At 68.3% G+C, this 13,807-nt stretch carries 10 protein-coding genes; 5 read left to right on the forward strand and 5 right to left on the reverse strand.

The window, feature by feature from the left end; translation table 11 throughout:
* Positions 1 to 4 precede the first annotated feature (4 nt).
* Together U858_RS0116595 and lpdA are read left to right on the forward strand one after the other, a co-directional pair.
* A complete protein-coding gene (locus U858_RS0116595; RefSeq protein ID WP_025138270.1) occupies positions 5 to 1,336 on the forward strand; it encodes a pyruvate dehydrogenase complex dihydrolipoamide acetyltransferase in 1,332 nt (443 codons plus the stop codon).
* Between the two features lie 8 nt (positions 1,337 to 1,344).
* Positions 1,345 to 2,742 carry a dihydrolipoyl dehydrogenase gene (lpdA, locus tag U858_RS0116600; RefSeq protein WP_025138271.1) on the forward strand — a complete coding sequence of 466 codons (1,398 nt, stop codon included), beginning with the start codon at positions 1,345 to 1,347 and terminating at the stop codon, positions 2,740 to 2,742.
* A 119-nt stretch (positions 2,743 to 2,861) separates the two neighbouring features.
* Here lpdA and U858_RS0116605 read toward each other — a convergent pair whose 3' ends face one another.
* The 4 genes from U858_RS0116605 to U858_RS0116620 form a co-directional block, all read right to left on the reverse strand.
* Complete coding sequence (locus U858_RS0116605) at positions 2,862 to 3,743, reverse strand: LysR family transcriptional regulator (protein WP_025138272.1); 882 nt, start codon at positions 3,741 to 3,743, stop codon at positions 2,862 to 2,864.
* A gap of 582 nt (positions 3,744 to 4,325) precedes the next feature.
* The gene (gene ilvD / locus U858_RS0116610) at positions 4,326 to 6,188 is read right to left on the reverse strand and encodes a dihydroxy-acid dehydratase (protein ID WP_025138274.1); all 1,863 of its coding nucleotides are present in this window, start codon (positions 6,186 to 6,188) and stop codon (positions 4,326 to 4,328) included.
* Between the two features lie 101 nt (positions 6,189 to 6,289).
* Positions 6,290 to 7,117 carry a helix-turn-helix domain-containing protein gene (locus U858_RS0116615; protein ID WP_025138275.1) on the reverse strand — a complete coding sequence of 276 codons (828 nt, stop codon included), beginning with the start codon at positions 7,115 to 7,117 and terminating at the stop codon, positions 6,290 to 6,292.
* Positions 7,118 to 7,201: 84 nt separating this feature from the next.
* A complete protein-coding gene (locus U858_RS0116620; RefSeq protein ID WP_025138276.1) occupies positions 7,202 to 8,092 on the reverse strand; it encodes a LysR family transcriptional regulator in 891 nt (296 codons plus the stop codon).
* 198 nt (positions 8,093 to 8,290) lie between these two features.
* On the opposite strand from U858_RS0116620, the gene U858_RS0116625 reads away from it, so the two are divergent.
* On the forward strand, positions 8,291 to 8,836 hold the full coding sequence (locus U858_RS0116625) for a GNAT family N-acetyltransferase (protein WP_025138277.1): 546 nt from the start codon (positions 8,291 to 8,293) through the stop codon (positions 8,834 to 8,836).
* Positions 8,833 to 10,026: an MFS transporter gene (locus U858_RS0116630; RefSeq protein ID WP_025138278.1), complete on the forward strand. Its 1,194-nt coding sequence runs from the start codon at positions 8,833 to 8,835 to the stop codon at positions 10,024 to 10,026. The genes U858_RS0116625 and U858_RS0116630 overlap by 4 nt, the downstream gene beginning before the upstream one ends.
* On the opposite strand, the gene queC is transcribed toward U858_RS0116630, so the two are convergent.
* On the reverse strand, positions 10,023 to 10,733 hold the full coding sequence (gene queC, locus U858_RS0116635; protein WP_025138279.1) for a 7-cyano-7-deazaguanine synthase QueC: 711 nt from the start codon (positions 10,731 to 10,733) through the stop codon (positions 10,023 to 10,025). The two genes, U858_RS0116630 and queC, sit on opposite strands and share 4 nt — an antisense overlap.
* A 168-nt stretch (positions 10,734 to 10,901) precedes the next feature.
* Between queC and ppc the strand changes: the two genes are divergently transcribed.
* Complete coding sequence (gene ppc / locus U858_RS0116640; protein ID WP_025138280.1) at positions 10,902 to 13,751, forward strand: phosphoenolpyruvate carboxylase; 2,850 nt, start codon at positions 10,902 to 10,904, stop codon at positions 13,749 to 13,751.
* Positions 13,752 to 13,807 lie beyond the last annotated feature (56 nt).

Genomic DNA, 13,807 nt, shown 5'->3' on the forward strand with positions numbered 1-13,807 from the left:
CAACGTGGCAACCCTGATCAAACTCCCCTCCGTCGCCGCCGACACCGATGGCGGCACGCTGCACCAGTGGCTCAAGCAGGAAGGCGACAGCGTCGCCGTCGGCGACGCGCTGGCCGAAATCGAAACCGAAAAGGCCATCGTCGAGATCAACGCCGAACAGGCCGGCGTGCTGGGCCGCATCGTCGTGCAGGCCGGCGCTGCCTCGGTGCCCATCAACACCGTCATCGGCGTGCTGCTGGCGCCGGGTGAAGGCGCGGCGGATATCGACCGCGCGTTGGCGGAAAGCGGCGCTGCCGCTGGCGGCGCGGGAACGCCGGCAGAAGCGGCGGAGGCCGGCAAGGCCGGCGCATCGACGGGTGCTTCTACACCCGCGTCGGCAGCGCCAGTTGCCGAAGCCGCAGCTGCCGCCGCCTCTACTTCGTCATCGGCCGGCCGAACGTCGGCTGTCGCATCGACCGCCACCGCATCGCGTTCCGCCACGCCCGGCGCCCGCGTCTTCGCCAGCCCCCTGGCCCGCCGCCTGGCCGCGCAATGGCATGTGGACCTGCTGGCCGTGCAAGGCACCGGCCCGCACGGCCGCATCGTGCGCCGCGACGTCGAAGCCGCGCGCGACCAGACCCCAGCCGCCATCGCCCAGCCGGCATCCGGCCGCGCGCCGGCCCGCCGCGTCCCGCACACCGGCATGCGCCGCGCCATCGCCCGCCGCCTGACCGAAAGCAAGCAGCATGTGCCGCACTTCTACCTGACGCTGGACTGCCGCATGGACGCGCTGCTGGCCCTGCGTTCACAGGCCAACCACGGCGGCACGGTCAAGCTGTCGGTCAATGACTTCATCGTGCGCGCCGCTGCCCTGGCGCTGCGCGAAGTGCCCGAGGTCAATGTCAGCTGGCACGACGACGCCATCGAATTCCATGTCGGCGCCGACGTCAGCGTGGCAGTGGCCACCGACGGCGGCCTGGTCACGCCCATCGTGCGCGACGCCGACGTGAAGCCCCTGTCCGCCATCGCCACGGAAATCGTGGAGCTGGCCGGCCGCGCCAAGATCAACCGGTTAAAGCCCGAGGAATTCACCGGCGGCTCGCTCACGGTCAGCAACCTGGGCATGTACGGCATCAAGCAGTTCGCCGCCATCATCAACCCGCCGCAAGCCGCGATCCTGGCCGTGGGCGCGGCCGAACGCCGCCCCATCGTGACCGAGAGCGGCGACCTGGCCGCCGCCACGGTGATGACCGTGACGCTGTCGGCCGACCACCGGGCCGTTGACGGCGCCGTGGGCGCGCGCTGGCTGGCGGCCTTCAAGTCGCTGATCGAAAACCCCGTGCGCATCCTGCTGTGAGTCCCGCCATGACCAAGACGACGTTTGACCTGGTGGTCGTGGGCGGCGGCCCCGGCGGCTACGTGGCCGCCATCCGCGCCGCGCAACTAGGCCTGTCCACCGCGCTGGTAGAGCGCGCCGAACTCGGCGGCATCTGCCTGAACTGGGGCTGCATTCCCACCAAGGCCCTGCTGCACAGCGCCACCGTGCTGCGCGCCTGCCGCGACGCTGCCCACTACGGCGTGACGGGCGTCGCCGACGCCCAGCCCGACCTGGCCGCCATGGTGGCCCGCTCGCGCAAAGTCGCTGGCCGCCTGGGCCAGGGCGTGGCCCACCTGATGAAAAAGAATGCGGTCACGGTATTCACCGCCAGCGCCAAACTGGCCGGCAGCGGCCGCGTGGCGCTGGACAACGGCACGACGCTGTCTGCCCGCCACATCATCCTGGCCACCGGCGCACGCGCCCGCGAACTGCCCGCCCTGCCCAGCGGCGAACGCATCTGGACCTACCGCCAGGCCCTGACGCCCCCGGCCCTGCCCAAGTCGCTGCTGGTCGTGGGCGCAGGCGCCATCGGCGCCGAATTCGCCAGCTTCTACCGCGCCGTGGGCGTCGACGTCACGCTGATCGACATGACCGCGGACATCCTGCCGCAGGAAGACGCCGACATATCCGCCCTGGCCCGCAAGGCCTTCGAAAAGCAGGGCATCCGCGTGCTGACCCAATGCGCCGTCAAGTCATCCAGCCTGACCGCCACCGGCGTCAAGGTCGTGCTCGATCAACAGGGCAAACAGACCGAACTGGAAATCGACCGCGTCATCGTCGCCGCCGGCATCGTCGGCAACGTCGAAAACCTGGGCCTGGAACAGACCCGCGTCAAAGTCGAGAAGACCCACATCGTCACCGACGGCCTGTGCCGCACCGCCGAACCCGGCGTCTACGCCATCGGCGACGTGGCCGGCGCCCCCTGGCTGGCCCACAAGGCCAGCCACGAAGCCGTACTGTGCGTCGAAGCCATCGCCGGCCAGCCCGTCCACCCCATCGACCCGCTGCGCATCCCGGCCTGCACCTACTCGCATCCCCAGGTCGCCAGCATCGGCATGACCGAAGCCCGCGCCCGCGAACAGGCCAGGCAGACCGGCCGCGACATCCGCATCGGCAAATTCACCTTCGCCGGCAACGGCAAAGCCATCGCCATGGGCGAAGATCAGGGCCTGGTCAAAACCGTCTTCGACGCCGCCACCGGCGAACTGCTCGGCGCCCACATCATCCACCCCGAAGCCTCGGAACTGATCACCGGCTACGGCGTCGCCACTGCGCTCGAAGCCACCGAAGAAGACCTGATGCACACCATCTTCGCGCACCCGACCTTGTCGGAAACCTTGCACGAATCGGTGCTGTCCGCGTTCGGCCGCGCACTGCACGGATAAAGCATCGCAGCACCCGGCGCGCGGCATGCCGTGCTACGGCCTGCGTGCAGGATGCCGCGAGCTGAGCGCTGCGGGCCGAACGCTGCGTGCCAGGTGCAATCGCCCCTGGCACGCCTCTTTCACAACCGGCTGGCGAAGAAATCCAGAAAGCACGCAATCCGCCGCGACAACTGCGTATTGCGGTAGTACACCGCATGCATCGGCTGCAGGTAATCGGTGTGGATGTCTTCCATGATCCGCACCAACCGCCCCGCTTCCAGATCTTCCTGCGACACAAAGTCCGACAGGCAGGCAATCCCCACCCCCCGCAACGCCAGCTGCCGCTGCGTTTCACCGCTGGACGTCGCCAACGTAGGCGTCGCCAGATAACTCGACCCGCCCGCATGCCGCAGCGGCCAGACATTCAGGCTTTCAGGCTGCGTGAACCCCAGCAGCTCATGCCCGTCCAGATCGTCCACTGTCTTCGGCACCCCACGCCGCGCCAGATAATCCGGACTCGCCATCAACCACCGCGGCCGCGGCCGCAACGGCCGCGCATGCAACGTCGAATCATTCAACGGCCCCATGCGCAACGCCACATCCGTACGATGCTCGATCAGATCCACAATCCGATCATTGCTGGTCAGCTCCAACGAAATCGCCGGATACTCCCGCCGAAAATCCGCCACATGCGGCACCACGCAATGCAGCATCACCGGCACCGATGCATCCACCCGCAACCGCCCTGCCGGCTGCTGATTCACGATGCGCATGCATTCTTCGGCCTCTTCCAACGACTGCACAATCTGCCGCGCCTTCTGCAAAAAGTGCGCCCCCTCCGCCGTCAACTCCATCCGCCGCGTCGTCCGCGTCAACAACGCCACCCCCAAATCCTCTTCCAACCGCGACAACCCCCGACTCACCCCCGAAGCCGTCTGCCCCAACATCTCCGCCGCAGCACTCATGGACCCCGCGTCAACAACGCCCAGGAACAACCGCAAAGCATCAGAATTCAGGCTCATTTTTGACCCCCAGTCACGAATACCCAAATTCTATAACCACCCCCCAACATTAGTAGCGGCGCGGATGCCGTAACGTTCCAAGTCAATCTGCAGCGCCCGATGGGCGGCGCGCGAGACGGTCTGCATTCGCAAGCAAGAGTCTGCTCGCGCCGCCCATCACCGCCCCTCCCCCCTGACTGCGAACCAATAGAAAACCAATCTCCAACAGCGCGAAGCGCCCCCGCAACACTGTCAGCAACACGAACGCCAAACGTGGCCGCCCGCGCGGCCGCGGCTTGGCGACCCTGTAGATCTCATGCCCTGACCACAGGTCTAGCAGCGCAACGAACCGAGACACGCGTAGCCCGTCGCGGGGGTGGCTTGCGGAGTGGGCAACCTCGATGCGCCCGAGGGAATCTGAAGGGAGCCGAAGGCGGACGAAGATGACGACGGGGCAGTCCGGAGCGAAGGCTCCGGACCGCAATCGTGGGCGCCCACTCCGCAAGCCACCCCCGCGACGGGCGACCTACGAAGAACAAACAATTCAACGCACAAAAAAAACGGCGCCCTCAAGGCGCCGTTCCCTAATTCACCAGCAAAGCATCACCGCTTCTGCTTCAACTGCGACAAATCCCGCACAGCCCCCCGATCCGCAGAAGTCGCCAACGCCGCATAAGCCTGCAACGCCAACGAAACAACCCGCTCCCGCCCCACAGGCTCCCAAGCATTCTCCCGAGCTTCCATAGCCGCCCGACGCCGAGCCAGTTCCTCATCAGAAACCGCCAGATGCATCTTCCGATTCGGAATATCGATCTCGATCGTATCCCCGTCTTCCACCAGCCCGATCGTGCCGCCTTCCGCCGCTTCCGGCGACGCATGCCCGATCACCAGCCCCGACGAGCCGCCCGAAAAACGCCCATCCGTAAACAGCGCGCACGTCTTGCCCAGGCCCTTGGACTTCAGGTAAGACGTCGGGTACAGCATCTCTTGCATCCCCGGACCGCCCTTCGGGCCTTCGTAGCGGATCACCACCACGTCGCCCGCCACGATCTTGTCGCCCAGAATGCCTTCCACCGCGTCGTCCTGGCTCTCGAACACCCGCGCACGGCCCGTAAAGACCCATTGCGACTCGTCCACACCCGCCGTCTTCACAATGCAGCCCTTCTCGGCCAGATTGCCGTACAGCACTGCCAGGCCGCCGTCCTTCGAGTAGGCGTTTTCCTTGCTGCGGATGCAGCCCGTCTTGCGGTCCGTATCCAGCGTCAGGAACGTAGCGTCCTGGCTGAACGCCACCGTCGTCGGGATGCCGCCGGGGGCCGCGCGGTAGAACTTCTGCGCCGCTTCACCCGCGCCGCCCGCCACGTCCCATTGTTCGATGGCCTTGCCCAGCGTGCCGCTGTGCACGTTGCCGCAGGACAGGTCCAGCAGGTCCGCACGCGCCAGTTCACCCAGGATGCCCAGGATGCCGCCGGCGCGGTGCACGTCTTCGATGTGGTACTTGTCGGTGGCAGGGGCCGCCTTGCACAGGCACGGCACCTTGCGCGAAATGCGGTCGATGTCCGCCATCGTGAAGTCCACGCCCGCTTCCTGCGCCGCGGCCAGCAGATGCAGCACCGTGTTCGTCGAGCCGCCCATCGCCACGTCCAGCGCCATCGCGTTCTGGAACGCGGACTTGGTCGCGATATTGCGCGGCAGCACCGATTCGTCTTCTTCCACGTAATAGCGGCGGCACAGGTCCACCACCAGGCGGCCGGCTTGCTCGAACAGACCCTTGCGCCAGGCATGCGTGGCCACGATCGTGCCGTTGCCCGGCAGCGCCAGGCCGATGGCCTCGGTCAGACAGTTCATCGAGTTGGCCGTGAACATGCCGGAACAGGAGCCGCAGGTCGGGCACGCGCTGCGTTCGACTTCCGCCACTTCCGCGTCCGACACCTTCGGGTCGGCCGCCTTGATCATCGCGTCGATCAGGTCGATCTTGGCGATGACCTTGCCGTCCGTCGGCGACTTGACCTTGCCCGCTTCCATCGGGCCGCCCGACACGAACACCACCGGGATGTTCAGGCGCATCGCGGCCATCAGCATCCCCGGGGTGATCTTGTCGCAGTTCGAGATGCAGACCATCGCGTCGGCACAGTGCGCGTTCACCATGTATTCGACCGAGTCGGCGATCAGTTCGCGCGACGGCAGCGAATACAGCATGCCACCGTGGCCCATGGCGATGCCGTCATCGACGGCGATGGTGTTGAATTCCTTGGCGACGCCGCCGGCGGCTTCGATTTCCTTGGCGACCAGCGCGCCCAGGTCGCGCAGGTGCACGTGGCCCGGCACGAACTGCGTGAACGAGTTGACCACCGCGATGATCGGCTTGCCGAAGTCTCCGTCCTTCATGCCGGTGGCGCGCCAGAGGGCGCGGGCGCCGGCCATATTGCGGCCGTGGGTCGAGGTGCGGGAACGGTAGTGCGGCATGATCTTGTCTCAGGCGGTTAGCGTGGGCGGCAAAACGGTAAATAATACGCTGGTTCCGGCCGGCAGCGTCCGCAGGCCACCCTGGGGCCGCTACATGGCCATCAGGCGGACGCCGTGCCGCGGGCCGCGAATGCGCTGGGTGGCTCGCCCAACGCCTTGCGAAACATCGCCGCGAACGCGCTGGGGCTTTCGTAGCCCAGGTCCAGCGCCACGTCCAGCACCCGGTCGCCGCGCGCCAGCCGCTCCATTGCCGCCAGCAGCCGCGCCTGCTGGCGCCAGCGGCCGAAGGTCATGCCCGTATGGCGCAGAAACAGGCGGTGCACCGTCTTGGGATCCACCCCCAATTCCCGCGCCCAGTCGGCCGCGCCCACCTGACGCTCGGGATGGCGCACGATGGCGCGGCAGATGCGGGCCAGGCGCGGCTCGGACGGCTGCGGCAGGTGCAGCGGCAGCACCGGATCTTGTTTCAGTTCGTCCAGCAGCAGCATCATCAGGCGGCCGTCACGCGTGCCGGGCTGCCAGTCCAGCGGTACCTCGGCGGCTGCCACCATCAGCTCGCGCAGCAGCGGCGACACCGACAGCACACAGCATTCGGCCGGCAGATGCGCCACCGCGCCCGGTTCGACGAACACCGTGCGCATGCGCGGCTCGCCGCTCATGCGGATGGCGTGCGGCATCCAGGCCGGCACCCAGACGCCGCGCGTGGGCGGCACCACCCAGATGCCCGCGTCGGTATCCACCACCATCACCCCGGAAATCGCGTACAGCAGCTGCGACCGGCGATGCCGGTGGCGCCGCACGCGATGGCCGTCCTCGTAATCCACCGCCAGTCCGGCCACCGGGCGTAGCGAGGATTCGTACGGAAACAGGTCCAGGCCGGCAGGTTTGCGGGCCTTGGATGCGCCGGGCGGCGAAAGGGATTTGTCCATTTCTCGGTGATTGATATCGACATAGCGGTAGATGGCCTTTCCCAGTGTACCGACCCACCCGGCCGTCCTGTCTCATTGCCGCGTTCAGCGCCGCAGCGCCAGCAAGGCCTCTTGCAGGTGCCGCAAGCCCCGGCTGAGCGGCTTGTCGCGGCGCACGACGATGGCCAGCGTGCGCGACAGGCGCGGCGTCAGCGACCGCACGACCAACGCACTGCGCTGGCCCGCGCCCGACACCGCCAGCCTGGGCAGCACCGCGCAGCCCAGGCCTGCAGCCACGATTTCCTTCATGGCCTCGGTGCTGCCCAGTTCCATCACCGGCTTGGCCGCCACGCCCGCGGCTTCGAACCAGTCGTCCACCAGCCGGCGGGTGCGCGCGCCCGGTTCGAACAGCACCAACGGCAGCGCGGCCAAGGCCTGCGGCGTGGCCGCATCGGGAATGGCCAGCGCGCCGCGCGCGGGAAAGATCGCCACGAATTCGTCTTCGAGTACCGGCGTGGCCTCGATCATGCGGCCCGGCGCCGGCAGCGTCACCAGGCCGATGTCCAGCGTATTGTTTTCCAGTCCGCGCAGCATGTCGGCGGTGTTGCCGGTGCTGGCCACTACATCCAACGCCGGAAAACGGCGCCGCAGGTCGGCCAGCAGGGGGGGCAGCAAGTAGGTGCAGGCGGTGGCGCCGGTGCCCAGGCGCACCCGGCCCGTCACCTGGGAGGCATGCGCCGTCATGGCCTGTTCAGCCTGCGTCAGCGCGGCGTCGATCGCGCGGATGTGGGTCAGCAATTCCAGCCCGGCGGCGGTGGGGCCCGCGCGACGCCCCACGCGTTCGACCAGCTTCAGGCCGAAGCGGCGTTCCAGCTTGCGCATCTGCAGGCTGACCGCCGGCTGCGTGATGCCGCCGCGCTCGGCGGCCGCCGAAAAGCTGCCCAGTTCGATGACCTGCGCAAAGGTGCGCAGGGCGTCCAGGTTCAGTCCTCGCATGTGCCCGCTCCGTGAGATTTCCCGGCCCCGTGCCGTGCCCCATGGCGACCGGTGATGGGGCGGCACAAATCAAAGTTTTACTTATGTTTTTCATAATAAACCAAAGCTTTATTTATGCATGGCGTTGCGCCACACTGGCGGCTGCTTGTCCCGCCTGCATGGCGCTTTGCCTGCCCACCCTTTTCGCATTCCGTTTCCATGTCGCAACCCGCCCCCACCGTTCTGATCCGCGATAGCGCGGAAGCCGACCTGCCCGCCATCAAGGCCATCTACGCGCACCACGTGCAGCACGGCACCGCGTCGTTCGAACTGGACCCGCCGTCCATTGCCGACATGCGCCAGCGGCGCGCCGGCATCCTCGAAAAGGAAATGCCCTACCTGGTGGCCGAGATCAACGGCGAAGTCGTGGGCTATGCCTACGTCACCGCCTACCGTCCGCGCCCGGCCTATCGCCACACCGTCGAAGACTCCGTCTACGTCAAGGCCGGCCGCGCCGGCCTGGGCATCGGCGGCAAGCTGCTGGCCGCGTTGATCGACCGCTGCACCGCGGCCGGCTGGCGCCAGATGCTGGCCGTGGTGGGCGACAGCCGCAATGCGGCGTCGCTGGCGGTGCATGCGCGCCAGGGCTTTCATCCGGTCGGCACGCTGCGGTCGGTGGGCCACAAGCATGGCGAATGGCGCGACACGGTGCTGATGCAACGTGCGCTGGGCGAGGGCGACGCGACGCCGCCGCAACGCCCGTGATCGCCCCGCGGGCCATCGTCTGCCTGGGGCTGACCCAGCTGGTCGGCTGGGGCGTCACCTTCTACCTGATCGGCGCGCTGGGCCCGGACATGGCCGCGGACCTGGGCTGGAACGCCGCCACCGTGTACGGCGGCTTCTCGGCCGCCATCGTCGTCATGGCGCTGGTGTCGCCGCTGGCCGGCCGCGCGGTCGACCACTGGGGCGGCCACCGCGTCATGCCCGCGGGCGCCGTATTGGCCGCCGCCGGCTGCGCCGCGCTGGCCGCCACCCACGGCGTCGTGACGTACTTCGCAGCCTGGATGCTGCTGGGCGTGGGCATGCGGCTGTGCCTGTACGACGCTGCCTTTGCGTCACTGGCGCGCGCCGCCGGGCCTGCCGCGCGGCGGCCGATGTCGCAGATCACGCTGTTCGGCGGCTTGGCCTCTACGGTGATGTGGCCGGTGGGCCACGCGCTGTCGAGCTGGCTGGGCTGGCGCGGCGCCGTGCTGGCCTATGGCGCGTTGGCGCTGACCACGCTGCCGCTCTACCTGGCGCTGCCGCGCGCCCGCTACGCCGCGCCCATCAAGGATGCCGGCCAGGCCGGCACGGGCCTGGCGCGCGACAAGGCCGAGCGCCGTCTGGCTGGCCTGCTGTACGCGGCGATCGCCATGCTGACCAACTTCCTGGCGGCCGGCAACGCGGCCCACCTGATCCCGTTGCTGTCAGGGCTGGGCCTGGCCGGCGCGATGGCCGTGAATATCGCGGCTCTGTGGGGCGTCGGGCAGTTCGCCTCGCGGCTGGCCGACGTGGCGCTGGGCTCGCGCCTGCATCCGCTGACGCTCACGCTGGCGGTGGCGGCGCTATTGCCGCTGTGCTTCGGACTGGCGCTGCTCTCCGGCGGCAGCCTGGTTGCGCTGGCCGCCTACGCCTTGCTGTACGGCGCCTGCAACGGCCTGATGACCATCACGCGGGGCACGCTGCCGCTGGCGTTGTTCGACTTTCGCAGCTACGGCGCGCTGGTGGGCGCCCTGCTCATCCCCAGCTTCCTCTTGACCGCGGCCGCGCCGGTAGCCTATGCCTACGTGGTCGAACAGCACGGGGCACGCGCCGCGATGGGCCTGTCGGCCGGATTGGCCACGGCCATCCTGGCCGCGGCGCTGGCATTGCGCTGGCGCTTCATCGCACGCGCCCGGAACGGATCAGGAAACTAGGCCGACGCGGCTGCCCATTTTTCCCAGCCTGCCAGCCGCAGCTTGCACGCCGGGCACGTGCCGCAACCGTAGCCCCAGGCATGCCGCGCGCCGCGCTCGCCCAGGTAGCAGGTGTGGCTTTCTTCGACGATGGTCTCGACCAGCGCGTCGCCGCCCAAGGTATGCGCCAGCGCCCAGGTTTCGGACTTGTCGATCCACATCAGCGGGGTCTCGATGGTGACCCGGCTGCCCAGGCCCAGGCCCAGCGCCACCTGCTGCGCCTTGATGGTGTCGTCGCGGCAATCGGGGTAGCCGGAAAAATCGGTTTCGCACATGCCGCCCACCAGCACGTCCAGCTGGCGTCGGTAGCCCAGCGCGGCGGCCAGCGTCAGGAATAGCAGGTTGCGGCCCGGCACGAAGGTATTGGGCAGGCCATTGGCCTGCATCTCGATGGCGCGGTCGCTGGTCATGGCGGTGTCGCCCACCTGGCCCAGCACCTTCAGGTCCAGCAGATGGTCTTCGCCCAGGCGCGGCGCCCACTCGGGAAAGCGCGCGCGGAATTCGCGCAGCACGTTCAGGCGCGCATCGAGCTCGATGCGGTGGCGTTGGCCGTAATCGAACGCCACGGTTTCCACATGGGCATAGCGGTCCAGCGCCCAGGCCAGGCAAGTGGTGGAATCCTGGCCGCCCGAAAACAGCACGAGCGCGCGACGTTGGTGATTTTGCATGAAAGGGGGTTTCTGGAAAGACGAAGGGATAGGCCAGACTTTACCGCAGCCACGCGCCTTTCCCGTAAGGAAGCCTGCGTAAAATCGATCCGTTTTTCATCCCGGTTTCACAGTAGCGCGCACGTTCCCACCCTTCCCATTCCCGCAGCCCGACGGATCTCCCGCCCGATGAATGCCAGCCGCCCGCAGTCCGATTCAGCAGAACCCTTGCGTCACGACATCCGGCTGCTAGGCCGGTTACTGGGCGAAGTCATCGCCGAATGCGAAGGTAAACGCGTCTTCGACACCATCGAAACGCTGCGCCGCACCGCCGTCAAATTCCGCCGCGAAGGCAACGATGCCGACGGCAAACTGCTGGAACAGCGCGTCAAGCGCCTGGAAGGCAGCGACCCGAACTCGGTCGCGCGCGCCTTCAGCTATTTCCTGCACCTGGCCAACATCGCCGAAGACCGCGATCAGAACCGCCGCCAACGGGCCCGCGCCCTGACCGGTGACGCCCCCGCGCGCGGCAGCCTGCGCGATGCCGTGCAGGCGCTGGGCCGCCAAGGCGTATCGGCCGCGCGCATCCGCCGCCTGCTGGCCGATGCCTGCGTCATGCCCGTGCTGACGGCCCACCCCACCGAAGTGCAGCGCAAGAGCACGCTGGACGTGCACCGCGAAATCGCCACCGCGCTGGCCCAGCGCGACACGCCGCTCACCCCCGAAGAACTGGCCGAACTCGACGCCGCGCTGCTCGGCCGCGTGGCCACGCTGTGGCAGACCCGCATGTTGCGCTACACCCGCCTGACGGTGGCCGACGAAATCGAGAACGCGCTGTCGTACTACCGCAGCACCTTCCTGCCCGTCATTCCGCGCGTGTACGCCGACCTGTCCAAGCTGCTCAACCGCGACGGCCCCAAGCCCTTTGCCGCCCCGCCCGCGCCGCTGGAACCCTTCCTGCGCATGGGCAGCTGGATCGGCGGCGACCGCGACGGCAACCCCAACGTCGATGCCGGCACGCTTGAACGCGCCCTGCTGCGCCAGGCCACCGTGCTGTTCGAGCACTACCTGCAGGAAGTCCACGCGCTGGGCGCCGAGCTTTCCATCACCACCCTGCTCATCGCCGCCGATGCCGACCTGCTGGCCCTGGCCGACCGCAGCGGCGACGACTCCCCCCACCGCAGCGACGAACCCTACCGCCGCGCGCTGGTCGGCGTCTACGCCCGCCTGGCCGCCACCGCCCAGCGCCTGACCGGCCAGAACCTGGCCCGGCGCAGCACGGTGGCCGCCGCGCCGTACGACGCGCCCCAGGAACTGGCCGCCGACCTCGCCGTCATCGCCGCGTCGCTGGCCGCCCACCACGGCGCCCCCATCGGCAAGCTGCGCCTGGCCGGCCTGCAACAGGCCGTGGAAGTGTTCGGCTTTCACCTGGCCACCGTCGACCTGCGCCAAAGCTCCGACGTGCACGAACGCGCGCTGGCCGAGCTGTTCACCCGCGCAGGCGCCACCCACGACGGCCAGCCGCTGGACTACCTGGCCCTGGACGAAGCCGCCCGCGTCGCGCTGCTGCGCGCCGAACTGGCGCAGGCCCGCCCGCTGGCCTCGCCCTGGATCGCCTACAGCGAAGACACCACCCGCGAACTGGCCGTGCTGCGCGCCGCTGCCGCTGGCCGCCAGCGCTACGGCAAGCAGGCGGTACGCCAGACCATCGTCTCGCACACTGAAACTCTCAGCGACCTGCTCGAAGTGATGGTGCTGCAGAAAGAGGCCGGCCTGATCGCCCCCGCGGGCCAGGACATTCCGCCCGAAGACGGCCTGATGGTCGTGCCGCTGTTCGAGACCATTCCCGACTTGCAGCGCGGCGCCGACATCATGGCCGCCTGGCTCGACCTGCCCGAAATCCGCCAGCGCGTGAAGCAGGCGCAGAACGGCGCCCAGGAAGTCATGCTGGGCTATTCCGACAGCAACAAGGACGGCGGCTTCCTCACGTCCAACTGGTCGCTCTACCAGGCCGAACGCGCCCTGGTCGACGTCTTTTCCGCGCGCCACGTACGGCTGCGCCTGTTCCATGGCCGCGGCGGCTCGGTCGGCCGGGGCGGCGGCTCCAGCTTCGACGCCATTCTGGCCCAGCCCCCCGGCACCGTCGCCGGCCAGATCCGCCTGACCGAACAGGGCGAAGTCATCCAAAGCAAGTACAAAGACGCCGAGGTCGGCCGCTGGCACCTGGAACTGCTGGTCGCGGCCACCCTGGAATCCAGCCTGGCGCCGCGCGCCGAAGCCACCAGCGCCGAAGACGCGCACATGGCCCACCATGGCCCGGCCATGACGTTCATGTCCGAAACCGCGCAGCGCAGCTACCGCGGCCTGGTCTACGACACGCCGCGCTTTGCCGAATACTTCTTTGCCGCCACGCCCATCGCCGAAATCGCCGGTCTGAACATCGGCTCACGCCCTGCTTCCCGCAAAAAGGGCCAGCGCATCGAAGACCTGCGCGCCATTCCCTGGGGCTTTTCCTGGGCCCAATGCCGCCTGATGCTCACCGGCTGGTACGGCATGGGTTCGGCCATCGAGGCCTACCTGGAAACCGGCGCCCCCGACGCCCCGCGCTCCAAGCGCGGCCGCCTGGCCCAGCTCCGAGAAATGGCGCAGGACTGGCCTGCCTTCCGCACCCTGCTGTCCAACATGGAAATGGTGCTGGCCAAATCCGACCTGGCCATTGCCGCCCGCTACGCCCAGCTTGTGCCCCAGCGCGGCTTGCGCGAAAAGATCTTCGGCCAGATCAGCGCCGAACACGCGCGCACACTGGCCATGCTGAAACTGCTGACCCGCCGCGAACTCCTGGCCGACAACCCCACGCTGCAAGACTCGCTGCGCGAACGCTTCGCCTACATCGACCCGCTGAACTACCTGCAGATCGACCTGATCCGCCGCCACCGCGCCGCGCTGAAGCACCCCAACCCCGACGCCGACGAACGCGTGCAACGCGCGATCCACCTGACTATCAACGGCATCGCGGCGGGGCTGCGCAATTCGGGTTGAGTGACCGCGCATGGCTGGGCCCGGCGCCCGGCCATGCATTGCGGGGGTGCCGGTCT

Origin of the sequence: Achromobacter sp. DH1f, from assembly GCF_000633435.1 — a bacterium.
GTDB lineage: Bacteria > Pseudomonadota > Gammaproteobacteria > Burkholderiales > Burkholderiaceae_B > Achromobacter > Achromobacter deleyi.